Source organism: Amycolatopsis sp. NBC_01286 (genome assembly GCF_035982555.1).
GTDB lineage: Bacteria > Actinomycetota > Actinomycetes > Mycobacteriales > Pseudonocardiaceae > Amycolatopsis.
Window position 1 is genome coordinate 5,680,950 of record NZ_CP108428.1, and the last position, 24,987, is coordinate 5,705,936.

Consider the following 24,987-nt stretch of genomic DNA (forward strand, 5'->3'; position numbering starts at 1 on the left):
AGTGAGCGGGAACGAGCAGCCGGTGCAGCTGTGGGGCGGCCGGTTCGCCAGCGGTCCGGCGGAGGCCATGGCGGCGCTGAGCGCGTCGACGCACTTCGACTGGCGCCTGGCGCCCTACGACATCGCCGGCTCCCGCGCGCACGCCCGGGTGCTGAGCAAGGCGGGCCTGCTCACCGGCGACGAGCTGACCGGCATGCTGACCGCGCTCGACACCCTCGCCCAGGACGTCGCTTCGGGGGCGTTCACCCCGACGATCGCCGACGAGGACGTGCACACCGCACTCGAGCGCGGGCTGCTGGAGCGGGCGGGCACCGAGCTCGGCGGCAAGCTGCGCGCCGGCCGGTCGCGCAACGACCAGGTGGCGACCCTCTTCCGGATGTGGCTGCGGGACGCCGCCCGCCGCGTCGTCGCCGGCACGCTCGACATCGTCGACGCGCTGGTGTCGCAGGCCAAGCGGCACCCGGACGCGATCCTGCCCGGCCGCACGCACCTGCAGCACGCCCAGCCCGTGCTGCTCGCGCACCACCTGCTGGCCCACGGCCAGGCGCTGCTGCGCGACGTCTCGCGGCTGCAGGACTGGGACGCCCGCACGGCCGAGTCGCCGTACGGCTCGGGCGCGCTGGCCGGCTCGTCGCTGGGGCTCGACCCGGAGGCGGTCGCCGAGGAGCTCGGCTTCGCGACCAGCGTGGAGAACTCCATCGACGGCACCGCCTCGCGCGACTTCGTCGCCGAGTTCGCCTTCGCCGTCTCGATGCTGGCGATCAACCTGTCCCGGATCGCCGAAGAGGTGATCATCTGGAACACCGCCGAGTTCGGCTACGTGACGCTGGACGACGCCTGGGCCACCGGCAGCTCGATCATGCCGCAGAAGAAGAACCCGGACGTCGCCGAGCTGACCCGCGGCAAGGCGGGCCGGCTCATCGGCAACCTCACCGGCCTGCTGGCGACGCTGAAGGCCCAGCCACTGGCCTACAACCGGGACCTGCAGGAGGACAAGGAGCCGGTGTTCGACTCGGTCGAGCAGCTCGAGCTCCTGTTCCCGGCCATCGCCGGCATGCTCGCCACGCTGACCTTCCACACCGATCGCCTCGCCGAGCTGGCCCCGGCCGGGTTCACGCTGGCCACCGACATCGCGGAGTGGCTGGTGCGCCAGGGCGTCCCGTTCCGTGTCGCGCACGAAGCGGCGGGTGAAAGCGTCCGGGTCGCCGAGTCGCGCGGCGTCGGCCTGGACGAGCTCACCGACGAGGAGTTCGAGAAGATCAACCCGGCCCTGACGCCCGCGGTGCGCGAGGTCCTGACCGTCGAAGGCTCGGTGAAGTCCCGCGACGCGCGGGGCGGCACGGCGCCGGTGCGGGTGGCCGAGCAGCGCGCGCGGCTCGAAGAGCGGGTCACCGCCGCCCGCCACTGGCTGAACTGAGCCGGCGAGCCGGGCCGACACCACTGTCGGTCCGGCTCGATAGGCTGGTCGTCGCACGACTTCCCGAAGGAGGGGACGCTTGAGCGGCGAAGCAGGCCGGTTGTTCACTCGCGCCGAACTGGCGCTGGACCCGGTCGACCTGGCACAGCTGCTGCTCGGCTCCGTGCTGGAGGCGACCGGGCCCGACGGCACCGTCGGCGTCCGGCTGGTCGAGGTCGAGGCCTACCGCGGCGAAGACGATCCGGCGTCGCACTGCTACCGCGGCCGGACCCCGCGCAACGCGGTCATGTGGGGGCCGGCCGGTCACCTGTACGTGTACTTCGTCTACGGGATGCACTTCTGCGCGAACGTCGTCGGCACCCACGAGGACATGCCGGGAGCCGTGCTGGTGCGGGCCGGCGAGGTCGTCTCGGGTCTCGACGTCGTGCGCAAGCGGCGCCCGAACGCCCGGGGGACCGGGGAACTGGCCAAGGGCCCGGCCATCCTCACCTCGGTGCTGCGCATCGACCGCGAGCAGAACGGCGTCGACCTCACCGACCCGGCGTCGCCGGTGCGGCTGCACGTCGGCGAGCGGGTGCCGGCCGAACGGATCCGGGTCGGGCCGCGCGTCGGCGTCGCGACGGCGATCGACACGCCGTGGCGGTTCTGGGACGGCGCGTCCCCGGCCGTGTCCACCTACCGCCGCGGCGGGAAGCGCCGGGTCCGACCCGCCAGTTAGTCGGTTGACCTGGTGCGGGAGGATCTACAGGCGTGAGCGAACACATCCTCGACGAGCTGTCCTGGCGCGGCCTCATCGCGCAGTCCACCGACATCGACGCCCTCCGGCGCGAGCTCGACCAGGGTCCTGTGACGCTCTATTGCGGTTTCGACCCGACCGCGCCCAGCCTGCACGCCGGCAACCTCGTCCCGCTGCTCATGCTCAAGCGGTTCCAGCGCGCCGGGCACCGGCCGATCGTGCTGGCCGGCGGCGCGACCGGGATGGTCGGCGACCCGCGCGACACCGGTGAGCGCACGCTGAACACCCTCGACGTCGTCGCGGAGTGGGCCGGGCGCATCCGCGGTCAGCTGGAGCGGTTCGTCGACTTCGACGACAGCCCGATCGGCGCGGTCGTCGAGAACAACCTCAACTGGACCGGCCAGCAGAACGTCCTGGAGTTCCTGCGCGACGCCGGGAAGCACTTCTCGGTCAACGTCATGCTCAACCGGGAGACGGTCAAGCGCCGGCTCGAGAGCGACGGCATGTCGTACACCGAGTTCAGCTACCTGCTGCTGCAGTCGCAGGACTACCAGCAGCTGTACCGCCAGTACGACTGCAAGCTGCAGGTCGGCGGCTCCGACCAGTGGGGCAACCTCGTCGGCGGGGTCGACCTGATCCGCCGCACCGAGGGGGCGAGCGTGCACGCGCTCACCGCGCCGCTGGTCACCGACGCCGAGGGCCGCAAGTTCGGCAAGTCCACCGGCGGCGGCAAGCTGTGGCTCGATCCGGAGATGACCTCGCCGTACGCCTGGTACCAGTACTTCGTCAACGTGGGTGACGCCGACGTGGTCCGCTACCTGCGGATGTTCACCTTCCTCGACCAGGAGGAGATCGCCGCGCTGGCCGAGGACACCGAACAACGTCCCCACCTGCGCTCGGCGCAGAAGCGGCTGGCCGAGGAGTTCACCACTCTCGTGCACGGGGAGAACCAGACCCGGCAGGTGATCAACGCCAGCCAGGCGCTGTTCGGCCGCGGCGAGCTGGCCGACCTCGACGAACGGACCCTCGACGCCGCCATGGCCGAGGTCCCGAACGGCAAGGTCGACCCGTCCGGCGAGGCGACGATCGTCGACCTGCTGCTCGCCGGGGGACTGGTGGACAGCAAGGGCGCCGCGCGCCGCACGGTGAAAGAGGGCGGCGCGTACGTGAACAACGTGAAGATCGGTGACGAGGAGTGGAAGCCCGCTTCGGACGACGCGCTCCACGGCAAGTGGCTCGTCGTCCGCCGGGGCCGGCGCAACGTCGCCGGCGTCGCGCTCGGCGGCTGATCGGCTCCGGGGCCTGGAACAGGGCCTTGACCTGCGGGAACGCGGTTAAGGTACCCCCCTGTTTCGGGCCCCGGAAGGCCATGTAAAGTTCTCCAAGTCGCCAGGGAAACCGAGCGGCGGGGACACGAACCAAGCTCTCGCAGAAGCGATTGAGTGGGTGTCCCACCAAATAGCTTGAAACAATCGCCGAGGTTGAGCCCGCCGATAACGTGGGTGATGCCGGAGTGTGTTGCTTGAGAACTCAACAGTGTGCTAGTGAACTAAGCCAGTAGAGCTTATATATAACCTCGTATGAGGTTCCTTTGAGAATGATTGAGTACATAGTCTCGATCAAACTATTCATTGTTGGAGAGTTTGATCCTGGCTCAGGACGAACGCTGGCGGCGTGCTTAACACATGCAAGTCGAACGATGAAGCCTTCGGGTGGATTAGTGGCGAACGGGTGAGTAACACGTGGGTAATCTGCCCTGCACTCTGGGATAAGCCTTGGAAACGAGGTCTAATACCGGATATCACAACGCTTCGCATGGAGTGTTGTTGAAAGTTCTGGCGGTGCAGGATGAACCCGCGGCCTATCAGCTTGTTGGTGGGGTAGTGGCCTACCAAGGCGACGACGGGTAGCCGGCCTGAGAGGGTGACCGGCCACACTGGGACTGAGACACGGCCCAGACTCCTACGGGAGGCAGCAGTGGGGAATATTGCACAATGGGCGAAAGCCTGATGCAGCGACGCCGCGTGAGGGATGACGGCCTTCGGGTTGTAAACCTCTTTCGCCAGGGACGAAGCGCAAGTGACGGTACCTGGATAAGAAGCACCGGCTAACTACGTGCCAGCAGCCGCGGTAATACGTAGGGTGCAAGCGTTGTCCGGATTTATTGGGCGTAAAGAGCTCGTAGGCGGTTTGTCGCGTCGGCTGTGAAATCTGGAGGCTTAACCTTCAGCGTGCAGTCGATACGGGCAGACTTGAGTTCGGTAGGGGAGACTGGAATTCCTGGTGTAGCGGTGAAATGCGCAGATATCAGGAGGAACACCGGTGGCGAAGGCGGGTCTCTGGGCCGATACTGACGCTGAGGAGCGAAAGCGTGGGGAGCGAACAGGATTAGATACCCTGGTAGTCCACGCTGTAAACGGTGGGTGCTAGGTGTGGGCGACATTCCACGTTGTCCGTGCCGTAGCTAACGCATTAAGCACCCCGCCTGGGGAGTACGGCCGCAAGGCTAAAACTCAAAGGAATTGACGGGGGCCCGCACAAGCGGCGGAGCATGTGGATTAATTCGATGCAACGCGAAGAACCTTACCTGGGCTTGACATGCGCCAGACATCCCCAGAGATGGGGCTTCCCTTGTGGTTGGTGTACAGGTGGTGCATGGCTGTCGTCAGCTCGTGTCGTGAGATGTTGGGTTAAGTCCCGCAACGAGCGCAACCCTTATCCTACGTTGCCAGCGCGTTATGGCGGGGACTCGTGGGAGACTGCCGGGGTCAACTCGGAGGAAGGTGGGGATGACGTCAAGTCATCATGCCCCTTATGTCCAGGGCTTCACACATGCTACAATGGCTGGTACAGAGGGCTGCGATACCGCGAGGTGGAGCGAATCCCTTAAAGCCGGTCTCAGTTCGGATCGCAGTCTGCAACTCGACTGCGTGAAGTCGGAGTCGCTAGTAATCGCAGATCAGCAACGCTGCGGTGAATACGTTCCCGGGCCTTGTACACACCGCCCGTCACGTCATGAAAGTCGGTAACACCCGAAGCCCATGGCCCAACCCCTCGGGGAGGGAGTGGTCGAAGGTGGGACTGGCGATTGGGACGAAGTCGTAACAAGGTAGCCGTACCGGAAGGTGCGGCTGGATCACCTCCTTTCTAAGGAGCACAACACATCCACGTTCCCGGGATACCCGGACCAAGAGCGTGGGGTGGGCACGGTTTAACACTCGAATGCAGTGTTGCCGGGCTTGCTCAAGGAATTGTGGAACTACTGGTTATGGTCACCTTTGGTTGGCAATGCCTCCTCTAGTACTGAGCATCTTCGGATGGTCGTGGAACGGGTAGCCGGCGCCTCGGAGGGTGATTGTTTGCTATGCACACTGTTGGGTCCTGAGGCAACACGCCTTAGGGCTTACACAGCCTGGGAATGTGGTTTGTTTCTGGTGTGGTGTTTGAGAACTGTAGAGTGGATGCGAGCATCTTTGTGGTCAAGTTGTTAAGGGCACATGGTGGATGTCTTGGCTTCAGGAGCCGATGAAGGACGTAGGAGGCTGCGATAAGCCTCGGGGAGCTGTCAACCGAGCTGTGATCCGAGGATTTCCGAATGGGGAAACCCAGCACCAGTGATGTGGTGTTACCCGCACTTGAATATATAGGGTGTGTGGAGGGAACGCGGGGAAGTGAAACATCTCAGTACCCGTAGGAAGAGAAAACAACCGTGATTCCGTGAGTAGTGGCGAGCGAAAGCGGAAGAGGCTAAACCGATTGCATGTGATACCTGTCAGGGGTTGTGTAGTCGGTGTTGTGGGACCCGCCTTGAAGGAACTGACATTTCTTCGGAATTGACGCATGGGTTAGTGGAACGCCTTGGGATGGGCGGCCGGAGTGGGTGAGAGCCCCGTACGCGAAAACTTGTGTTGTTGTTCTTGGTGGTGTTCCCGAGTAGCAGCGAGCTCGTGGAATTTGCTGTGAATCTGCCGGGACCACCCGGTAAGCCTAAATACTTCCTGAAGACCGATAGCGGACTAGTACCGTGAGGGAAAGATGAAAAGTACCCCGGGAGGGGAGTGAAAGAGTACCTGAAACCGTGTGCCTACAAGCCGTCAGAGCTGTAATGGTGATGGCGTGCCTTTTGAAGAATGAGCCTGCGAGTTAGTGCTGCGTGGCGAGGTTAACCCGTGTGGGGTAGCCGTAGCGAAAGCGAGTCTGAATAGGGCGAATGAGTCGCGTGGTCTAGACCCGAAGCGGAGTGATCTACCCATGGCCAGGGTGAAGCGACGGTAAGACGTCGTGGAGGCCCGAACCCACTTAGGTTGAAAACTGAGGGGATGAGCTGTGGGTAGGGGTGAAAGGCCAATCAAACTCCGTGATAGCTGGTTCTCCCCGAAATGCATTTAGGTGCAGCGTCGCATGTTTCACCACGGGGGTAGAGCTACTGGATGGTCTAGGGGCCTTACCGGGTTACCGAAATCAACCAAACTCCGAATACCGTGGTGTGAGAGTGCGGCAGTGAGACGGCGGGGGATAAGCTTCGTCGTCGAGAGGGAAACAGCCCAGAACACCAGCTAAGGCCCCTAAGTGTGTGCTCAGTGGGAAAGGATGTGGGATTGCCCAGACAACCAGGAGGTTGGCTTAGAAGCAGCCACCCTTGAAAGAGTGCGTAATAGCTCACTGGTCAAGTGGTCCTGCGCCGACAATGTAGCGGGGCTTAAGCACACCGCCGAAGCTGTGTCATTGACACAATAGATCCACTTGGGCTCTTGAAGTCCTTGTGTAGTCGTGTTGATGGGTAGGGGAGCGTCCTGCACCCAGGGAAGCCGTGGCGGAAGCTAGCGGTGGAGGGTGTGGGAGTGAGAATGCAGGCATGAGTAGCGAATGCAGAGTGAGAAACTCTGCCGCCGGATGACCAAGGGTTCCTGGGCCAGGCTAATCCGCCCAGGGTAAGTCGGGACCTAAGGCGAGGCCGACAGGCGTAGTCGATGGACAACGGGTTGATATTCCCGTACCCGAGCATGTGCGCCCATGACGAGGCGTTTGATACTAACCACCCAAAGCGTGCCGGTGATGCCTTCGGGCGGAGTTGGCATTGTGGAGCGTGGGACCTGATTTCGTAGTAGTCAAGCGATGGGGTGACGCAGGAAGGTAGCTCCGCCAGGCGATGGTTGTCCTGGTGTAAGCGTGTAGGAGAAAGCATAGGCAAATCCGTGCTTTATATACTCTGAGACGTGATGCGTAGCCGTTTGAGGTGAAGTAGAGTGATCCTATGCTGCCGAGAAAAGCCTCTAGTGAGTGCATGCACGGCCCGTACCCCAAACCAACACAGGTGGTCAGGTAGAGAATACTAAGGCGATCGGGTGAACTGTGGTTAAGGAACTCGGCAAAATGCCCCCGTAACTTCGGGAGAAGGGGGGCCAAACATCCTGAAGTCCTTTACGGACTAGGGGTGGGTGGCCGCAGAGACCAGCGGAAAGCGACTGTTTACTAAAAACACAGGTCCATGCGAAGTCGCAAGACGATGTATATGGACTGACGCCTGCCCGGTGCTGGAACGTTAAGAGGACCGGTTAATCCCTTCGGGGGTGAAGCTGAGAATTTAAGCGCCAGTAAACGGCGGTGGTAACTATAACCATCCTAAGGTAGCGAAATTCCTTGTCGGGTAAGTTCCGACCTGCACGAATGGCGTAACGACTTTCCGGCTGTCTCAACCACAGGCCCGGCGAAATTGCACTACGAGTAAAGATGCTCGTTACGCGCGGCAGGACGGAAAGACCCCGGGACCTTTACTATAGTTTGGTATTGGTTTTCGGTTCGGCTTGTGTAGGATAGGTGGGAGACTGTGAAGCGGTGACGCTAGTTACTGTGGAGTCATTGTTGAAATACCACTCTGGTCGAATTGGGAATCTGAACCTCGGGCCATGATCTGGTTCAGGGACAGTGCCTGATGGGTAGTTTAACTGGGGCGGTTGCCTCCTAAAGAGTAACGGAGGCGCCCAAAGGTTCCCTCAGCCTGGTTGGCAATCAGGTGTTGAGTGCAAGTGCACAAGGGAGCTTGACTGTGAGACAGACATGTCGAGCAGGGACGAAAGTCGGGACTAGTGATCCGGCACCACCTGGTGGAAGGGGTGTCGCTCAACGGATAAAAGGTACCCCGGGGATAACAGGCTGATCTTGCCCAAGAGTCCATATCGACGGCATGGTTTGGCACCTCGATGTCGGCTCGTCGCATCCTGGGGCCGGAGTAGGTCCCAAGGGTTGGGCTGTTCGCCCATTAAAGCGGCACGCGAGCTGGGTTTAGAACGTCGTGAGACAGTTCGGTCCCTATCCGCCGCGCGCGTAGGATACTTGAGGAAGGCTGTCCCTAGTACGAGAGGACCGGGACGGACGAACCTCTGGTGTGCCAGTTGTCCCGCCAGGGGCATGGCTGGTTGGCCACGTTCGGAAGGGATAACCGCTGAAGGCATCTAAGCGGGAAGCCTGTTCCAAGATGAGGTATCCCACCCTTTGTGGGTTAAGGCCCCCAATAGACCATTGGGTTGATAGGCCAGATATGGAAGCACAGTAATGTGTTGTCGAGTTGACTGGTACTAATAGGCCGAGGACTTGTCTACGAAGGTGTTACGCATCCACTCTACGGTTCTGAAACACCACACGGCCCTCGTGTTTTTGGGGGGTGTGGGTGTTTGATAGTGTTTCGGTGGTTTTAGCGTCAGGGAAACGCCCGGTCCCATTCCGAACCCGGAAGCTAAGCTTGACAGCGCCGATGGTACTGCAACCGAAGGGTTGTGGGAGAGTAGGACACCGCCGAACTTACCTTCCGTACGGCCCGTTAGGATAGCCAGTTGGCTGCCCTAGCGGGCCGTACGTGTATGTCCAGACCAAGATTTTCCACGGCAGGAGGCCAGGTGTCCGAGTTCGGTCGACGAGACTCAAGCGATGATGGGTCCGGCCGGTCGGCTCGCCGGGACGAAGGCTCCCGGAGCCGGTCGGACGCACCCCGGGGGAACCCCCAGCGCGGTGCCCGGCAGGACCGAGGCGGCCGCGACGGTGGTTACCAGGGCCGGCCTCGCCGTGACGACCAGGGCGTCCGGGGTGGCGGCAAGCCGTCCCGCGGCGCCGACGGTCCCCGCGACCGCGATCAGCGCGGCGGATACGCAGGTCAGAGCCGTGACAGCGGCCGCGCGTCCAGTTCCAGCTCCAGTGATCGCGGTGGTTACCGCGACTCCGGCGACTCGCGTGACCGGGGAAGCCGGCCCAGCGGCGGCGGCACCCGGTTCTCCGGCGGGCCCGCTCGCTCGGGTGGCGGTGGCGGCCGCTACGAGGACCGTGGCGGCAACCGCTCCGGCGGGCGCTACGAAGGCTCGGGCAACCGGTCGGGCGGCGGCTCCGACGACCGCGGCGGCCGGCCGAGTGGCGGCCGTCCGCAGGGCAAGTCGTCCTTCGGCGACCGCAAGCCGCGCTGGGAAGATCGCAGCAGCGGCTCCGACCGCGGTCCCCGCGCCGGCGGCTTCAAGTCGGACGACCGCGGCAGCTCGAGCCGCCGCGACGACGACCGTGGTCCCCGCACTGGTGGGTACCGTTCGGACGACCGTGGCAGTTCGGCTCGTCGTGATGACGACCGTGGTTCCCGTTCCGGTGGTTTCCGGTCGGATGACCGCGGCAATTCGAGTCGTCGTGATGACGACCGCGGGCCGCGCACGGGTGGATTCCGTTCGGATGACCGTGGCAGTTCGGCTCGTCGTGACGATGACCGTGGTTCCCGTTCCGGTGGTTTCCGGTCGGACAACCGCAGCAGCTCAAGTCGTCGTGATGACGACCGTGGTTCGCGTACCGGTGGATTCCGGTCGGACGATCGCGGCAAGAGCAGTTACCCCCGCCGGGATGACGACCGTGGGCCCCGCGCCGGTGCTCCACGTTCGGATGACCGCGGTAAGGGCAGCTACGAGCGTCGCGACGACTCCCGTGGTGACCGTTCCGGCAGCTTCGACCGGAGCAAGAGCAGCTCCCCGCGTCGTGACGACGATCGTGGCCGTGGTGGCTACGACAAGGGTGCTCGCTCCAGCGGTCCCCGTTCCGATGACCGCGGCTCGGCGCGTACCGGCGGGTTCCGCTCGGACGACCGCAAGAGCAGCTACCCGCGTCGCGATGACGACCGTGGGGCCCCTCGCTCGGACGACAGCGGCAAGAGCAGCTACGAGCGTCGCGACGACTCGCGCGGTGATCGTGGCAGCTACCAGCGTCGCGATGACGACCGCAAGCCCGGGACCTCCCGGGAGTCCGGCAGCTACCAGCGCCGTGACGACGACCGCAAGCCCGGCGGCTACCAGGGGCGTGACGAGAACCGTCGGACCGGTGGCTACCAGGGCCGCGACGACAGCCGTGATCCGCGTGACTCCGGCGGCCGGGACGACCGCTCCGGCGGGGGTTCCCGCGACACCGGGAAGCCGTTCGACAACACCCGCGACGACAAGCGTCCGGCTCGCGACCACGGCGACCGCAAGGAACGTCCCGTGCGGCGGGAGTTCGAGCGCAAGGACAGCGTCCACCGCAACCCGCGGCCCGGCGTTCACACCCCGCTCGACGACGAGGCCTTGGCGAAGGAGTTCCTGGAAGCACCGGAGCTGCCCGAAGGCGTCGAGTTCTCCGACCTCGACGAGGAAGCCCGCCGCGAGCTGCGGACGCTGCCGAAGGCGCTGGCCGAGACCGTCGGGAAGCACCTCGTCGCGGCCGGCGGCCTGATGGACAGCGACCCCGAGGCCGCGCTCGAGCACGCCAAGTACGCCAAGGCCAAGGCCTCGCGTGTGCCGATCGTGCGGGAGGCGCTCGGCCTGGTCGCCTACAACTCCGGCAACTGGGCGGAGGCGCTGTCGGAACTGCGCGCCGTCCGGCGGATGACCCGCAGCGACGACCACATCGCGATCATCGCCGACGCCGAACGCGCGCTGGGCCGGCCCGAGCGGGCTCTGGACCTCGCGAAGGAAGCCGACACGACGAAGCTGGCGAAGGCCACGCAGATCGAGCTGGCGATCGTCGCGGCCGGAGCGCGCCGGGACCTCGGGCAGATCAACGCCGCGGTCGTTTCCCTGCAGGGCGCGGACCTCAAGGCCGAGAAGCGCGACCCGTGGAGCGCGCGGCTCTTCTACGCCTACGCCGACAACCTGGTCGCGGCGGAGCGCAAGGACGAGGCCATCCGCTGGTTCCTCAACGCGGCCGAAGCCGACGCGGACGACGAGACCGACGCGGCCGAGCGCGCCGCGGACCTCTCGAACGAAGGGCTCGAGCCGGCCAAGGCGCCCGAATCGGCCAAGGCGGCCAAGACCACCGAGGCGCCCAAGGTGACCGAGCCGGCGAAGACCGCTGACGCGGCCGGGACCGACGAGCCCACCAAGGCGGCGAAGGCGACCGAGTCGACGAAGGTGACTGAGGCGGCTAAGACCGCTGAGGTAACCGAATCGGTCGACGCGGCCGAGCCGGCCAAGGCCACCCAGGCGGACGAGCCCGCGAAGGCAACTGAGGCGGCCAAGGCAGCTCAGGCGAACGAGTCAGCGAAGGTGACCGAGGTGGCCGAGACAACCGAATCGGCCAAGGCGGACGAGTCAGCCGAGGCCACCGGTTCGGCCAAGATCGCCGACGCGACCGACCCGGCCAAGGTTGAAGCCGCCGACCCGGCGGAGGCCGACAAGCCCGCCAAGGCTGAGGCCGACAAGCCTGCCCCAGCTGAAGGCGACGAGCCTGGTGCCACCGTCGAGTCGGATGACTGACTCCCTGCTGGCGGCCTATGACGCCGTCCTGTTCGATCTTGACGGCACCGTCTACCACGGCACCCAGGTGATCCCGGGGGCCCCGGAGACGGTCAAGGCCGCCCGGGATCACGGGACGCCGGTGCGGTTCGTCACGAACAACGCGTCCAAGGCTCCGGCCGAGGTCGTCGAGCACCTTGTCGGCCTCGGCATGCCCGCCGAGGTCGGTGAGGTGCACACCAGCGCTCAAGCCGGCGCCGTGTTGCTTCGTGAACGGCTCGCGCCGGGCGCTGAGGTGCTCGTCGTGGGCACCGAGGCGCTCGCCGCCGAGGTTGCCCAGGCCGGGTTGAAGGCCGTCCGGGAGAACGGCGAGAGCGTCCAGGCCGTCGTGCAAGGGCACTCGCCCGACAACACCTGGGCCGCGCTCGCCGAGGCGTGCCTGGCCATCCGGGCGGGTGCGCTGTGGGTGGCCTGCAACGTCGACGCGACGCTGCCCAGTGAGCGGGGCCTGCTGCCGGGCAACGGCTCGATGGTCGCCGCGCTGCGCACGGCCACCGACGTCGCACCGGTGGTCGCCGGGAAGCCGGAGCCGCTGCTGTTCGAGACCGCGGCGAAGTCGGCCGGGGCGGAGCATCCGCTCGTCGTCGGGGACCGGCTCGACACCGACATCGCCGGTGCGGTCGCCGCGGGTGTCGACTCGCTCGTCGTGCTCTCCGGCGTCGCGACGCCGAAGCAGCTGGTCGAGGCCGTCCCGGCCGAGCGCGGCACCTACCTCGCGGCGGATCTCACCGCGCTCACGTCCACTCTCGAAGAACTGAAGATCGGGCCCCGGCCCGGCTGGTCGGTCGACGCCGGGGACGTCCTCACTGTCGACGGCGAGGGTGACGACCTGGACCTGCTCCGGGCGCTCTGCCACGCGGCGTGGGAGTCCGGCGAGACGACGGTCCAGGCCGACGGTGACGCCGCGAAGGCCGCGCTGGCGCGGCTCGGACTGGCCTGACTGATACCGTTCTTGACGTGCAGGATCACCCGTACCCCGTCCCGGGACCGCCGCCCGGCGCGTTCTCCGAGCAGACCGACCCGCGGGCCGGCATCGCCGAGGCCGTCGCCGGTCTGGACGACCTGGACGCGCTTCCGCTCACCGAGCACGTCGAGCGCTTCGACGCCGTGCACACCGAGCTGACCGTGGCCCTGTCCAGCATCGACAAGGTCTGACCAGGTGCCCAAGCGGGCCCGCCTCGACGCGGAACTGGTTCGGCGCGGCCTCGCCCGCTCACGCGAGCAGGCCTCGGCCCTGATCACCGGCGGCAAGGTCACCGTGCGCGGGATGGTCGCGTCGAAGCCCGCCACCGGCGTGGAGACCGGCGCGCCCATCGTCGTGAAGGACGAAGACGACCCCGGCTGGGCTTCGCGCGGTGCGCACAAGCTGCTCGGCGCGCTCGAGGCGTTCGGCCCGTTCGGGCTGGACGTCGAAGGCAAGCGCTGCCTCGACGCGGGCGCGTCCACCGGCGGGTTCACCGACGTGCTGCTGCGCGGCGGCGCCGCGACCGTGATCGCCGCCGACGTCGGCCGCGGTCTGCTCGACTGGCGGATCCGCACCGATGAGCGGGTCGTGGTGCTGGACCGCACCAACGTCCGCAACCTCACGCCGGACGATCTTGGCGGCCAAGTCGATCTCGTGGTCGGCGATCTCTCGTTCATCTCGCTCAAGCTCGTGCTGCCCGCGCTCGTCGAGTGCGTGCGCGAGGGCGCCGATCTGGTGCCGATGGTGAAGCCCCAGTTCGAAGTGGGCAAGGACCGGCTGGGTAGCGGTGGTGTCGTGCGCGACCCCGAGCTGCGTGCCGAATCGGTGCTGAACGTGCTCGACGAAGCCGCGAAACTGGGCCTCTCGCTGCGCGGGGTGACCGCCAGCCCGCTGCCCGGGCCGTCAGGGAACGTCGAGTATTTCGTGTGGCTCAGGAAAGAACACGTGGCCGAGTCCACTGTGGACGCGGTAGACAGGTCTGAGGCCGAGCGGCTCGTCCGAACCGCCGTCGAGGAAGGGCCCGCATGACCACCGAACGTGAAGTTCTCCTCATGGTGCACCCCGACCGGGAAGCCACCGGCGAGGCCGCGCGCGAGGTTTCCGCGCGCTTCGCCAAGGCCGGGATCCGGATCCGGGTGATCGAGGACGACGTCTGCGCGCTGATCAATCCGGACGAGCACGGCGTCGGCGCGTCCTGCACCGTCGTCGACCCGGACGACAACCCCGCCGCGGGGGTCGAGCTGGTGTTCGTGCTCGGCGGTGACGGCACGCTGCTGCGCGCGGCCGAGATCGCCCGCCCGGCCGGGGTGCCGGTGCTGGGTGTGAACCTGGGCCGTGTCGGGTTCCTCGCCGAGGCCGACTCGGACGCGCTGGCCGACACCGTGCAGCGCGTCGTCGACGGCGACTACCAGGTCGAAGAGCGGATGACGATCGACGTCACGGTCACCCACGGCGGCACCGAGCTGAGCCGGACCTGGGCGCTGAACGAGGCCAGCGTCGAGAAGAGCACACGCGAGCGGGTGCTCGACGCGCTGATCGAGGTCGACGGGCGGCCGGTTTCGGCGTTCGGCTGCGACGGTGTGCTGTGCGCCACACCGACCGGTTCGACGGCGTACGCGTTTTCGGCCGGCGGGCCGATCATCTGGCCGGACGTGCAGGCGCTGCTGGTGGTGCCGAGCAACGCGCACGCGATGTTCTCCCGGCCGCTGGTCGTCTCACGCGACTCGGTGATCACCGTCGGGATCGACCCGGACGGCTCGTCCGCGGTCCTGACCTGCGACGGCACCCGCAGCCACGACTTGCCGCCGGGTGCCCGGGTGCGGGTCACGTGCGGCGGCACGCCGGTGCGGCTGGTCCGGTTGTGGGACGGCCCGTTCACCGATCGCCTGGTGCAGAAGTTCGCCTTGCCGGTGAAGAGCTGGCGCGAGCGGCACGCCCGCCCGAACGAGTAAGGGCGCGAACGGCCCGTTCGGCGCTTTATTCGAACATATCGGCGACTCGCCGGGCCGCCGGGTGCGCGGAGTGTCGGTGGGGGCCGCTACGGTAGGCGGCGTGCTGGCCGAGATGCGCATCCAGGGCCTCGGAGTCATCGAGGACGCCCTGCTGGAACTGCACGCGGGCTTCACCGTCGTCACCGGTGAGACGGGTGCCGGGAAGACCATGGTCGTCACCGGGCTCCACCTGCTCTCCGGGGGCCGGGCCGAGGTCTCGAAGGTACGAACGGGGATGCTCAAGGCGTTCGTGGAAGGACGGTTCACCTATTCGGGCGTCGAAGGCGCCGAACGGATCGTCACCGACTCCGGTGCCGACGTGGACGAGGACGGCAGCGTCATTGCGCTGCGCGCCATCGCCGTCGACGGCCGGTCCCGGGCCCACCTGGGCGGCCGGTCGGTGCCGGTCGGCGTGCTCGCGGAGCTGTCCGAACAGCTGATCGCGGTGCACGGGCAGAACGACCAGCTGCGGCTGCTGCGCCCGGCCGAGCAGCGCGCGGTGATCGACCGGTTCGCCGGCGACGCCGTCACCAAGCCGCTGCGCGCCTACCAGGAGATCCGCTCCGAGTGGCTGGCGGTGATCGCCGAGCTGACCGAGCGCTCCACCCGCTCCCGCGAGATGGCCCAGCAGGCGGACCTGCTCAAGCACGGGCTCACCGAGATCGACGCGGTCGAGCCGACCCCGGGCGAGGACGTCGACCTCACCGCGCAGATCAAGCGGCTCGCGGCGGTCGACGAGCTGCGGGCGACCGCGACCGAGGCGCACATCGCCGTCTCCGGCTCGGCCGAAGGCGACCCGGACGCCCCCGGCGCCATGGGCCTGGTCTCCGAGGCGCTGCGGCGGTTGTCGACGTCGGAAGACGGCGTGCTGCGCGAGCTGGCGCCGCGGCTGGAAGAGGCGTCGGTGCTGCTGGCCGACGTCGGGGCCGAGCTCGGCGGGTACGTCGAGACGCTCGACGCCGACCCGGCGCTGCTGGAGAAGGTGCTGGCCCGCCAAGGCGACCTCAAGCGGCTGACCCGCAAGTACGCGGCGGACGTCGACGGCGTGCTCGCCTGGGCCGAGGACGCCCGGCGCCGCCTGGAGACCATGGACACCTCGGAAGAGGCGCTGGCCGAGCTGGCGATGCGGCGCGACCAGCTCGCGGTGCAGCTGGCCACCCACGCCGTCGAGGTGTCGGCGGCGCGGGAGAAGTCCGCCGCCGAGCTGGCGGCGGAGATCACCCGGGAGCTGTCCGGCCTGGCGATGGGCCAGGCCGCGATCGAGGTGACGGTCGAGCAGCGCCCGGCCGAGCACGGCGACACCCACGCGCTGGCCATCGACGGCCACGCGGTGCACGCGGGCGCCGACGGCATCGACGACGTCGAGCTGCTGCTGCGGGCCCACGACGGCGCGCCGCCGCTGCCGGTGCACAAGGCCGCCTCGGGCGGTGAGCTGTCCCGGGTGATGCTGGCGATCGAGGTCGTCCTCGCGCACGCCGACACGGTGCAGACGCTGGTGTTCGACGAGGTCGACGCCGGCGTCGGCGGCCGCGCGGCGATCGAGATCGGCCGCCGGCTGGCGCGGCTCGCGCGGACCCACCAGGTCCTGGTGGTCACGCACCTGCCGCAGGTGGCCGCGTTCGCCGACCAGCACCTGGTGGTGGACAAGGGGCACACCGGCGGGGTGACGCGCAGCGGGATCAAGAACCTGAGCCAGGGCGACCGCGTCAGCGAGCTGGCCCGGATGCTCGCCGGCATGGACAACGAAACGGGCCGCGCGCACGCCGAGGAACTCCTGGCGACGGCCGAGAAGGACAAGACCGAGTTCGAGCCGAAACGCAAGCGGGCCAAGAAGAAGTAGTACGCGTCAGCCGTCCAGGTCCGCGTTGACGGCGCGGAACACGTCTGCGAGCACGCGGGCCTGCTCACGGCTCACGTGCTTGGCGAAGTGGCGTTCGACGCCCCGGACGTGCGTGGGCCACGCCTCCTCCAGCGCCGCCAAGCCCGCCGGTGTCAGGACCACCAGGGTGGCCCGGCGGTTGCCCGCGTCCACCTCGCGCCGCGCGTAACCGTCGCGCTCGAGGCCGTCGACCAACCGGGTCAGCCCGCTCGCGCTGTGCACCAGGGCGTCGGCCAGGTCCTTCATGTGGAGCCGCTGTTCCGGCGCCTCCGAGAGCTGGACCAGCGCGTCGTAGGTGCGGTGCGACATCCCGTGCGCGGCGCGCAGGTCCGCGTCCAGCACCCGCAGCAGCAGGGCCGACGAGCGCAGGAAGCCGCGCCACGCCGCGTCGTGTTCTCGGGACAGGCTCACCCCGGGAATAGTACTCGTGCGAACAGTTGTTGTGCGGACTGTTCGCTTGCGAAGAAAGGACGCCCGATGCGCGCAGTGGTACTCCGGGAACCCGGCCCGGTCGAGAACCTCGAACTGAAGGACATCCCGCTGCCCGAGGCGAAACCGGGCTGGGTCCGGATCGCCGTCAAGGCGTTCGGGCTCAACCGTTCCGAGCTGCACACCCGCCTCGGCCTGGCCGACGGCGTCACGTTCCCGCGGGTGCCCGGCATCGAGGCCGTCGGCGTCGTCGACGCCGCGCCGGACGGCGGTTTCGAGGTCGGGCAGCAGGTCGCCACGATGATGGGCGGGATGGGCCGCACCTTCGACGGCGGTTATGCCGAGTACACGCTCGTCCCGCGCGAGCAGGTCGTGCCGTTCCGCTCGGACCTGCCGTGGGAGGTGCTCGGCCAGGTCCCGGAGACGCTGCAGACCGCGTACGGCTCCCTCACCACCGGCCTCGACCTGCGGGAAGGCCAGACGCTGCTGATCCGCGGCGGGACGTCCGCGCTCGGCTTCGCCACCGCGACGCTCGCCCGCGACCTCGGCGCCACCGTCTTCGCCACGACCCGGCAGCGGGATCGCCTGGACACCCTGGCCGCGCACGGCGTCGAGCACCCGCTCCTGGACGACGGCGACGTCGCCGCGCAGGTCCGGGCGATCGTCCCGGACGGCGTCGACGCCGCTCTCGAGCTCGTCGGGACGCCGACCCTGCCGGACACCCTCGCGGCCGTCCGCGTGCACGGCACGGTGTGCTTCACGGGCATGCTCTCGAACCAGTGGACAATCAAGAATTTCTATCCGATCGGATACCTTCCCGCCGGTGTGCGCTTGACCGCTTATGGTGGTGAGGCGGACGATCTGCCCGCATCGGTTCTCCAGCGGTACCTCGACCGGATCGCCGCCGGCGGCGTCAGCCTCGGCCCGGCCCGGGTCTACCCGATGGAGGCGATCCGGCAGGCGCACGACGACCTGGAGCACAACCGGACGGCGGGCAAGCTCGTCGTGCTGACCGGCTAAGTGGAGGGAGCCGCCCCTTGGTCCTGCCGCCACCCGCCGACGTCGAAGCGCAGCTGGCCGCCGCCCGCCGGGAGGGCGACCTCGACACCTACCTCGGCCTGCTCGCCGGGGAGGAACTGTTCGTCCCCATCCGGCGGGCCGACGCCGAGAGCATCCTCGAGGACCGCGCCGAGACCTTCCCGAACGTCTACCACGAGACCGGCGGTGACGAGTTCCTGCAGGTCTTCACCCGCGGCGCGCTGCCCGACCTCGGGCCGGACGTCGTCGTGATGAGCGGGGCGCTCGATTGGGCGGTCGACGGCGTCGGGCGCCACGAGCGGGTCGTGTTCAACCGCGGCACCCGGGGCGAGTGGCGGCTGCCGGGCGCGACGCTGCAGCCGTGGCTGGACGCCCACCTCGACGACGTCACGCCGCTGGAAGAGCAGGTCGAACGGCTGATCACCGCGCCGTACGGGCACCTCGAAGGGCCGATCGCGCACGCGCTCGCCTGCGGGGCGCACCTGGCCGTGCTGAACGCGGCGCCGTGGAACCTGCTCGACGCGCGCTACCACGACTACGTGGCCGAGGTCCGCGGCCTGCGCGACTGGTGGGGCGTGGCCGACCCACCGGCCTGGCGCGCCACGATCGGCGACCTCATCGGCGACGGCTACGCGCTCACGCCCGGCAACCTGGTGCTGATGCTGCGCCTGCGGTTCGCCGCCGAGTCCGGGCTGCGCGACGGCGAGTTCGACCCGCTGACCTGGGCGCAGCTGGTGGGCCGGTGGTGCGCGGAGAACGACGCCGATGACCAGGCCGACGAGCTGCGCGACACCGTGCGCCGGGTGTCGCGCTACGAGCAGCGCTTCCGCGCCGACGGCCTGCTCGACGCCGGGGGCTTCGTCACGACGGCGTTGTCCTGGGACGTCGGGCGCGCGGTCAACATCGCGCGCTGGGGGCTGGCCGCCGGGTACTGCGACGCGCTCACCGCCGAGCTGATGGTCCTGGAGGCCGGCTCGCTCGCGCGTCGCTACCACCAGTCATGGGCCGACCTGTCGGCGGGCTATCTCATGGGGCGGGTGCTGCACAGCCGGGACGACGAGTTCGGCGAGTGGTACCCCGCCGCCGTGCGGGTCCACCACCAGCTCCTTCAGGACCCGGGCAGCCCCTGGGTGAACCTCGATTTCGGGTCTCTTTCGGAGGAGTCCGACGCCTGATCGAGAACTTGGGCGCGGCGTGGCTCACCACAACGAGTCACCTCTGCTACGGCGTGGCGTGCGCAGTCCCACGAGCAAATTTGTCACCATCGGCCACATGAAGCTCACCGGGCTGCTCACGCGGAACTCCGAACCCCTGCCGGGCATCACCGGGGTCGCCAGGGTCGACCGCCGCACCCGGGAGCTGCTGCGCCGGATCAGTCCGGGTGACATCGTCGTGCTCGACCAGCTGGACCTCGACCGCGCGACGGCCGACGCGCTCGTCGACGCCGAGGTCGCCGGCGTGGTCAACGCGTCGCCCTCGATCTCCGGCCGGTTCCCCAACCTGGGCCCCGAGATCCTCATCGCCGCCGGCGTCCCGCTGGTCGACTCGGTCGGCGGGGAGCTGCTGCGCTCGATCAAGGACGGCACGAAGCTGCGGCTGCTCGACGGCGTCGTGTACGTCGGCGAGCGCCAGGTCGCCTCCGGCATCGAGCAGACCGCCGACAGCGTCGCGGACCAGATGATCGAGGCCAAGGCCGGGATGTCGACGCAGCTGGAGGCGTTCTCGGCCAACACCATCGAGTTCCTGCGCCGCGAGCGCACCCTGATCCTCGACGGCGTCGGCGTGCCGGAGCTGAAGGTGCAGCTGCGGGACCGGCACGTGCTGGTCGTCGCGGGCGGCAACGGGCACGCCGAGGACCTCAAGAAGCTCAAGAAGTACATCGCCGAGCACCGGCCGGTGCTGATCGGTGTCGACGCCGGCGCCGACACCCTGCGGGCGCAGGGGCACCTGCCGGACGTCATGGTCGGCGACCCGACCGGGATCGGCACCGCCACGCTGCGCAGCGGCGGCGAGGTCGTGGTGCCCGCCCAGCCGGACGGGCACGCCCCCGGCGTCGAGCGGATCCAGGACCTCGGCATCGGCGCGGTGACGTTCCCCGCGTCCGGCAACGCCGAAGACCTCGCGCTGCTGCTGGCCGACGCGCACGGCGCGACCCTCGTGGTCACGGTCGGTTTCCAGGCCACCCTGCGCGAGTTCCTCGACCACGGCCGGTCCGGCTCCAACCCGTCGACGTTCCTCACGCGCCTGAAGCTCGGCACGAAGCTCGTCGACGGGAAAGCGGTGGCGACGCTGCACCGCAGCCGGGTCTCGATCGGCGCGGTCGTCCTGCTCGTGCTCGCCGCGGTCGTGGTCGTCGCCGCGGCCCTGCTGGTGTCCGACGTGGGCTCGGTCTACCTGGACTGGCTCCGGCACACCTGGAATTCGCTCGCTGCCTGGGTCAAGGGATTGTTCACGTGATTTCGCTTCGCTACCACGTAGTTTCCATCGCCGCCTGCTTCCTGGCTCTCGCCGTCGGCGTCGTGCTCGGTTCGACGGCGCTGAACGGCTCGCTGCTTTCGGGGCTGGCGGGGGAGAAGAAGGACCTGGGCAGCCAGGTCTCCGACCTCGAAGCCCAGCGCAACGCGCTCACCGCCCGGCTCGCCGACGCGGACGCGTTCGCCGGCGCCATGGGGCCGAAGGTCGTCGCCGGGGTGCTGGACAAGCGCACGGTGGTCCTCGTGACCACCGAAGACGCGCGCCCGGCCGACCGGGACGCGCTCAAGCAGCTGATCGGCCAGTCCGGCGCGACCGTGACCGGCGAGGTGCAGCTGACGGCCGCGTTCGCCGATCCCGAGAAGGCCGACCAGCTCCGCGACGTCGTCACGCGGCTGCAGCCGGCCGGGTCGAAGTTCCCGACCGCGGGTGACTCCGGCACGCTCGCCGGCGCGCTGCTCGGCTCGGTGTTGTTGCTGGACAAGGCGTCCGCCAAGCCGCAGTCCTCGGGTGAGGAGCTGGCCGCCGCCCTGGGCGGGCTCACCGACGGCGGGTTCGTCAAGGCGGGTCAGGACGTCAAGCCGGCGCAGCTGGCCGTGGTGCTCACCGGCGCGCAGGCGACCGGCGACGGCGCGGGCGACCGGGCGGCCACCATCGCGCGGTTCACCACCCAGCTCGACCGCACCGGTGCGGGCACCGTGCTCGCGGGGGACGCCGGGTCGGCCGAAGGCACCGGCGCGCTCGGCGTCGTCCGCGCGGACACCTCGGCGACGTCGATCCTGTCCACTGTGGACAACGTAGACACCTCCGCCGGCCGGGTGAGCACCGTGCTGGCGTTGAAGGAACAGCTCGACGGCGCGGCCGGCCGGTACGGCATCGCGGGCAACGCCCAGGCTCCCGCACCGGGCGTCACCAGCCCCACCGGCAACTGACGTCGTGAGTGGTAATGAGGGTTAGAACCCTCATTACCACTCACGACAAGCCGCGGCAGACTGCTCAGCTGGCCAGCCAGAGTGCCGGGACGTTCGGCGGTTCCCAGCCCACCAACGAGGTGTGGGCCTGGCGGCACGTGTACGTGACGCCGTTGTAGGTCACCTTCGCGCCCGTGGCGTACGCCGTGTTCGGCGCCCACGCGGGGACCGACGGCGGCGTGGTGGGCGTGGTCGTCGGCGGGGTGGTGGGTGTCGTGGGCGTGGTCGGGGTGGTGGGGGTCGTCGGGGTGGTGGGTGTGGTCGGGGTCGTCGGCGTGGTGGTCGGCGGCGGCGTCGAGCAGTTCGGCGTCGACGCGGCCAGGCCGTTGACCACGGCGTGGAAGAGCGTCGAACCCGGGTCCAGGTCGTAGAGTGAGAACATCATCGCGCCGCCGAGGCCGGTGCAGTGGATGTAGTCGGTGCGGGCCTTGATCGACTGCGCGGACGAGCCGCCGAAGAAGTTCGTGCCGTCGTAGAACCAGGCCGACTGCGTGACCGGGTCCCAGAAGGTGTCGGCCGGGTTGTCGACGATGCCGGAGAGTTCTTTGTACATCGCCACACCCGGCACGTTGCCGCTCAGCGTGTGTCCTGCCGACGGACCCGAAGCCGACTGGTACAGGCCGTGGTTCGAGCCGGCCGGCACGCCGGTCCAGCCGCGGTAGTAGAACGGGATGCCCAGCGTCAGCTTGCTCGCGGGGAACCCGCCCGCGATGCCGTACGCGCTGTTGCCGTGCAGGTAGTCCTTGATCACCGAGTCGGTCGTGTACTTCTCCGTGCCCGGTGGGATGGTGCCCGACGGGTCACTCGGCGAGGAGTACAGCGGGTCCTGGAAGTTCGTCGGCCCGGTGGCGTCCCACGCGCCGTGCATGTCGTAGGTCATCGCGTTGCCGAAGTCCAGGTACTGCCCGATCTTGTCGGTCTGGATCTTCGCGATCTTGTCCTGCCCGCCCGGCAACGCGGCCGAGAGCGCGTAGTGCTTGCCGCCCAAGGCGTCCAGCTCGGTGCGGAACTCCGCCAGCAGCGCGGTGTAGTTCGCGGTGTCGGCGGCGCTGTAGTGGTTGCCGACGTGCCCGGTCGGGGAACCCGGGTACTCCCAGTCGATGTCCACGCCGTCGAAGATGCCCGCCGCGGTGCCCGGGCCGCCGTAACCGCCGGAGGCCGGGATGTTGCCCTTGATGAACATGTCCAGGCACGAGCTGACGAACTTCTTGCGCGACGCGTCGGTCGCGGCGGCGTCGGAGAAGTACTTCGAGTACGTCCAGCCGCCGATCGACAGCAGCACCTTGAGGTTCGGGTGCCGGGCCTTGAGCTCCTGCAGCTGGTGGAAGTTGCCGACGATCGGCTGGTTGAAGGTGTCGGCGGTGCCGTCGACGCTGATGTCGGAGCCGAAGGACTTCTGGTAGTCGGCGAACTGGTCCTCGCCGCCGTCACCGGCGTTCGGGTCGGTCTCGCCGCCCGGGTCGGGCGTGGTCGCCTTCGACGCCTCGAAGCAGGTGTGGTTCGTGGGATCGATGTTCTCGAAGTCGTAGAGCAGGTAGTCGAGGTTGCCGGCGATCGCGTCGACGTTCTTCAGGTAGTAGGCGTTCTGGTAGATGCTCCACTGGTCGAAGTAGGCGATCCGGACCCCGCCGGAAGTGGCGGCGGCCGCGGGTGGCGCGGCCGGGCCGGCGACCGTGAGCGCGCCCACGACCAGGGCGGCCACGGCGGCGGCGAACATCGCCAATCTTCGGGAAACCCTCTGCATGCTGTCTCCTCGCGCAGGCGGACGGCCCCCTCCCGGGCCGCGTCGGCGCGAGAGGGGGCGGTACGCGATGGTTTTCACGAACAGGTGCCGGCCCGTTCATGAATGTGCGCGTGCGCACACCGAGTGTCAATACTTTGGACTAGACCAATCTCGGGAGCCGTGCGCTATGGGGTCTGGTGTCCGGATTTCCCAGCGTTGGTAGGGGTTGTCGGCAGGGGTTACTTGAGCGGCGGGTCGAGCGGGAAGCACGACACGCGCACGGACCACGTGTCACCGCCGGCGGGCAGCGGCATCTTCTTCAGCGCCGCGGCCGCCTGGCCGTCGTGCGCTTCCTCGGCCGCGGCGTGGAAGATGTCCGCCGCGATCGACTGGTCGAACACGCCGATCTGCTGGTGCGGCCAGCCCGCCGCGCCCTGCAGCGCGCCGGGGATCAGCTGGTCGACGACCTTGCGCAGGGTCGCGCCGTTGGGCGCGGTGTACTTCCAGACGTCGACGCCGAGGTTCTTGCCGAGCTCGGCCATCCGGCCCCACGCCGTGAGGTTGAAGTTGACGTAGTGCCACGACATCGTCCGCGACAGCTCGAGCGGCTGGCTGCCGTCGGCCGCGAACTGCACGGGGAACCGGTTCTTCTCCGCGTCCAGCACGATCTTCTTCGCCGTGTCCCGCTGGCCCAAGTACGCGGCGATCGTCGCGTTCTGCATGTCGAGGAACGTGCCGTGGTTGTTCGTGGCGGCCAGTTCCAGCTTCGCCTGCGGGCTCGTCTGCATCCAGTCCAGGTACTGCGACAGCCACGCCTTGACGCCGGAGCGGTCCTTGCCCGTCCAGCCCGGCGCGCCCGTGTCGAGCAGCGCGAAGACGTCGAGCACCTGGCTGAACGACTGCGTCGAGTCGATGATCCCGGTCCCGCTGATCGTGTTCTTGCACGGGATGATCTGCGAGTACGTCATGTTCGGGTTCATCTTGGTGGCCGGGTCGAGGAACCACGTCCGGATGTCCAGCGCCGCCCGCTTCGCGTACTTCGCGTCGCCGGTGTAGTACCAGGCGAGCGAGAGGTAGTACATCGCGTCCCACGCCACCATCCGGTAGGTGTGGTCGGTGATCGCGTCGGCCTCCGGGTTGCGCTGGCCGTCCTTGTTGACGTACGGGCAACCCTGCGGGTTCTCCGGCGTCTTCTCACTCGCCCACCAGTAGGGCGCCTGGCTCAGGTAGTCGTGCTTGTCGCCGCTCGGCGGCGCGGCCGGCTTGTCGACGACCGACCACGGGCCGGCCGTCAGTGCTGTGTTCGCCTTGCCCAGCACCACCTTCAGCGCGTCGCGCTGCGCCCGCGTGGCGTGGCCGTGCTTCAGCGCCGACTGGATGTCCGCGAGCTTCTTGCCGTCGGTGACGACGGTGTGCGGCGCCTGCCCGGCCGTCGCCGTCCCGCTGAGCGGGACCAGGGCCAGGCACGCGGCCAGCACCGTCGCCCCGAGAACGTGTAGCTGCCTTCGCACCTTGGACCGCCCTTTCGGGGACGCCAGGATCCCCACTCGTCACCGGGCGGCGGTACGGCAGTGGCGAC

At 68.0% G+C, this 24,987-nt stretch carries 17 protein-coding genes and 3 rRNA genes; 16 read left to right on the forward strand and 4 right to left on the reverse strand.

Annotated elements, in window-relative coordinates; all coding sequences use genetic code 11:
- Position 1 precedes the first annotated feature (1 nt).
- From argH to rrf, 6 genes are all read left to right on the forward strand, one after another.
- On the forward strand, positions 2-1,417 hold the full coding sequence (gene argH, locus OG570_RS27375) for an argininosuccinate lyase (protein WP_326951164.1): 1,416 nt from the start codon (positions 2-4) through the stop codon (positions 1,415-1,417).
- Between the two features lie 79 nt (positions 1,418-1,496).
- Positions 1,497-2,135: a DNA-3-methyladenine glycosylase gene (locus OG570_RS27380; RefSeq protein ID WP_326951163.1), complete on the forward strand. Its 639-nt coding sequence runs from the start codon at positions 1,497-1,499 to the stop codon at positions 2,133-2,135.
- Positions 2,136-2,167: 32 nt separating this feature from the next.
- Positions 2,168-3,442 (forward strand): tyrosine--tRNA ligase, encoded by a 1,275-nt coding sequence (gene tyrS, locus OG570_RS27385; protein WP_326951162.1) that lies wholly within the window; start codon positions 2,168-2,170, stop codon positions 3,440-3,442.
- Positions 3,443-3,784: 342 nt separating this feature from the next.
- Positions 3,785-5,300, forward strand: a 16S ribosomal RNA gene (locus tag OG570_RS27390).
- A 330-nt stretch (positions 5,301-5,630) separates the two neighbouring features.
- A 23S ribosomal RNA gene (locus tag OG570_RS27395) occupies positions 5,631-8,752 on the forward strand.
- An 82-nt stretch (positions 8,753-8,834) separates the two neighbouring features.
- Positions 8,835-8,951 (forward strand): 5S ribosomal RNA (gene rrf, locus OG570_RS27400).
- Together the 16S, 23S and 5S rRNA genes form the textbook arrangement of a ribosomal RNA operon.
- Before the next feature lie 986 nt (positions 8,952-9,937).
- On the opposite strand, the gene OG570_RS48340 is transcribed toward rrf, so the two are convergent.
- On the reverse strand, positions 9,938-10,687 hold the full coding sequence (locus tag OG570_RS48340) for a hypothetical protein (protein ID WP_442788188.1): 750 nt from the start codon (positions 10,685-10,687) through the stop codon (positions 9,938-9,940).
- Here OG570_RS48340 and OG570_RS48345 point away from each other — a divergent pair.
- From OG570_RS48345 to recN, 6 genes are all read left to right on the forward strand, one after another.
- Complete coding sequence (locus tag OG570_RS48345) at positions 10,652-11,902, forward strand: hypothetical protein (RefSeq protein ID WP_442788189.1); 1,251 nt, start codon at positions 10,652-10,654, stop codon at positions 11,900-11,902. The genes OG570_RS48340 and OG570_RS48345 overlap by 36 nt on opposite strands.
- A complete protein-coding gene (locus OG570_RS27410) occupies positions 11,895-12,881 on the forward strand; it encodes an HAD-IIA family hydrolase (RefSeq protein WP_326952069.1) in 987 nt (328 codons plus the stop codon). The genes OG570_RS48345 and OG570_RS27410 overlap by 8 nt, the downstream gene beginning before the upstream one ends.
- Positions 12,882-12,898: 17 nt before the next feature.
- Positions 12,899-13,096, forward strand: coding sequence for a hypothetical protein (locus OG570_RS27415; RefSeq protein WP_247053991.1), 198 nt, complete (start codon positions 12,899-12,901; stop codon positions 13,094-13,096).
- A 4-nt stretch (positions 13,097-13,100) separates the two neighbouring features.
- Positions 13,101-13,934 (forward strand): TlyA family RNA methyltransferase, encoded by an 834-nt coding sequence (locus OG570_RS27420; RefSeq protein ID WP_326952070.1) that lies wholly within the window; start codon positions 13,101-13,103, stop codon positions 13,932-13,934.
- Positions 13,931-14,857 (forward strand): NAD kinase, encoded by a 927-nt coding sequence (locus OG570_RS27425; RefSeq protein ID WP_326952071.1) that lies wholly within the window; start codon positions 13,931-13,933, stop codon positions 14,855-14,857. Before OG570_RS27420 ends, OG570_RS27425 begins: the two co-directional genes overlap by 4 nt.
- Positions 14,858-14,957: 100 nt before the next feature.
- Positions 14,958-16,736 (forward strand): DNA repair protein RecN, encoded by a 1,779-nt coding sequence (gene recN / locus OG570_RS27430; RefSeq protein ID WP_326951156.1) that lies wholly within the window; start codon positions 14,958-14,960, stop codon positions 16,734-16,736.
- Positions 16,737-16,742: 6 nt separating this feature from the next.
- Here the strand turns inward: recN and OG570_RS27435 are convergent, their stop codons facing one another.
- On the reverse strand, positions 16,743-17,186 hold the full coding sequence (locus OG570_RS27435) for a MarR family winged helix-turn-helix transcriptional regulator (RefSeq protein WP_326952072.1): 444 nt from the start codon (positions 17,184-17,186) through the stop codon (positions 16,743-16,745).
- Positions 17,187-17,252: 66 nt separating this feature from the next.
- On the opposite strand from OG570_RS27435, the gene OG570_RS27440 reads away from it, so the two are divergent.
- From OG570_RS27440 to OG570_RS27455, 4 genes are all read left to right on the forward strand, one after another.
- Positions 17,253-18,224, forward strand: a complete 972-nt coding sequence (locus tag OG570_RS27440; protein ID WP_326952073.1) for a zinc-binding alcohol dehydrogenase family protein — start codon at positions 17,253-17,255, stop codon at positions 18,222-18,224.
- A 17-nt stretch (positions 18,225-18,241) separates the two neighbouring features.
- On the forward strand, positions 18,242-19,417 hold the full coding sequence (locus OG570_RS27445) for a DUF1266 domain-containing protein (RefSeq protein WP_326952074.1): 1,176 nt from the start codon (positions 18,242-18,244) through the stop codon (positions 19,415-19,417).
- A gap of 97 nt (positions 19,418-19,514) precedes the next feature.
- Positions 19,515-20,699 carry a putative cytokinetic ring protein SteA gene (gene steA, locus OG570_RS27450; RefSeq protein WP_247053978.1) on the forward strand — a complete coding sequence of 395 codons (1,185 nt, stop codon included), beginning with the start codon at positions 19,515-19,517 and terminating at the stop codon, positions 20,697-20,699.
- Positions 20,696-21,646: a copper transporter gene (locus OG570_RS27455; RefSeq protein WP_326952075.1), complete on the forward strand. Its 951-nt coding sequence runs from the start codon at positions 20,696-20,698 to the stop codon at positions 21,644-21,646. Before steA ends, OG570_RS27455 begins: the two co-directional genes overlap by 4 nt.
- A 64-nt stretch (positions 21,647-21,710) precedes the next feature.
- Here the strand turns inward: OG570_RS27455 and OG570_RS27460 are convergent, their stop codons facing one another.
- Together OG570_RS27460 and OG570_RS27465 are read right to left on the reverse strand one after the other, a co-directional pair.
- On the reverse strand, positions 21,711-23,429 hold the full coding sequence (locus tag OG570_RS27460; protein WP_326952076.1) for a glycosyl hydrolase family 18 protein: 1,719 nt from the start codon (positions 23,427-23,429) through the stop codon (positions 21,711-21,713).
- 218 nt (positions 23,430-23,647) lie between these two features.
- Complete coding sequence (locus OG570_RS27465; protein ID WP_326952077.1) at positions 23,648-24,919, reverse strand: alginate lyase family protein; 1,272 nt, start codon at positions 24,917-24,919, stop codon at positions 23,648-23,650.
- Positions 24,920-24,987 lie beyond the last annotated feature (68 nt).

Excerpts from the sequence above, each read along its gene's own strand:
- OG570_RS27410 (WP_326952069.1), top strand. The coding sequence starts at position 11,895 with ATGACTGACTCCCTGCTGGCGGCCTATGACGCCGTCCTGTTCGATCTT.
- OG570_RS27425 (WP_326952071.1), top strand. The coding sequence starts at position 13,931 with ATGACCACCGAACGTGAAGTTCTCCTCATGGTGCACCCCGACCGGGAA.
- OG570_RS27440 (WP_326952073.1), top strand. The coding sequence starts at position 17,253 with ATGCGCGCAGTGGTACTCCGGGAACCCGGCCCGGTCGAGAACCTCGAA.
- steA (WP_247053978.1), top strand. The coding sequence starts at position 19,515 with ATGAAGCTCACCGGGCTGCTCACGCGGAACTCCGAACCCCTGCCGGGC.
- OG570_RS27460 (WP_326952076.1), bottom strand. The coding sequence starts at position 23,429 with ATGCAGAGGGTTTCCCGAAGATTGGCGATGTTCGCCGCCGCCGTGGCC.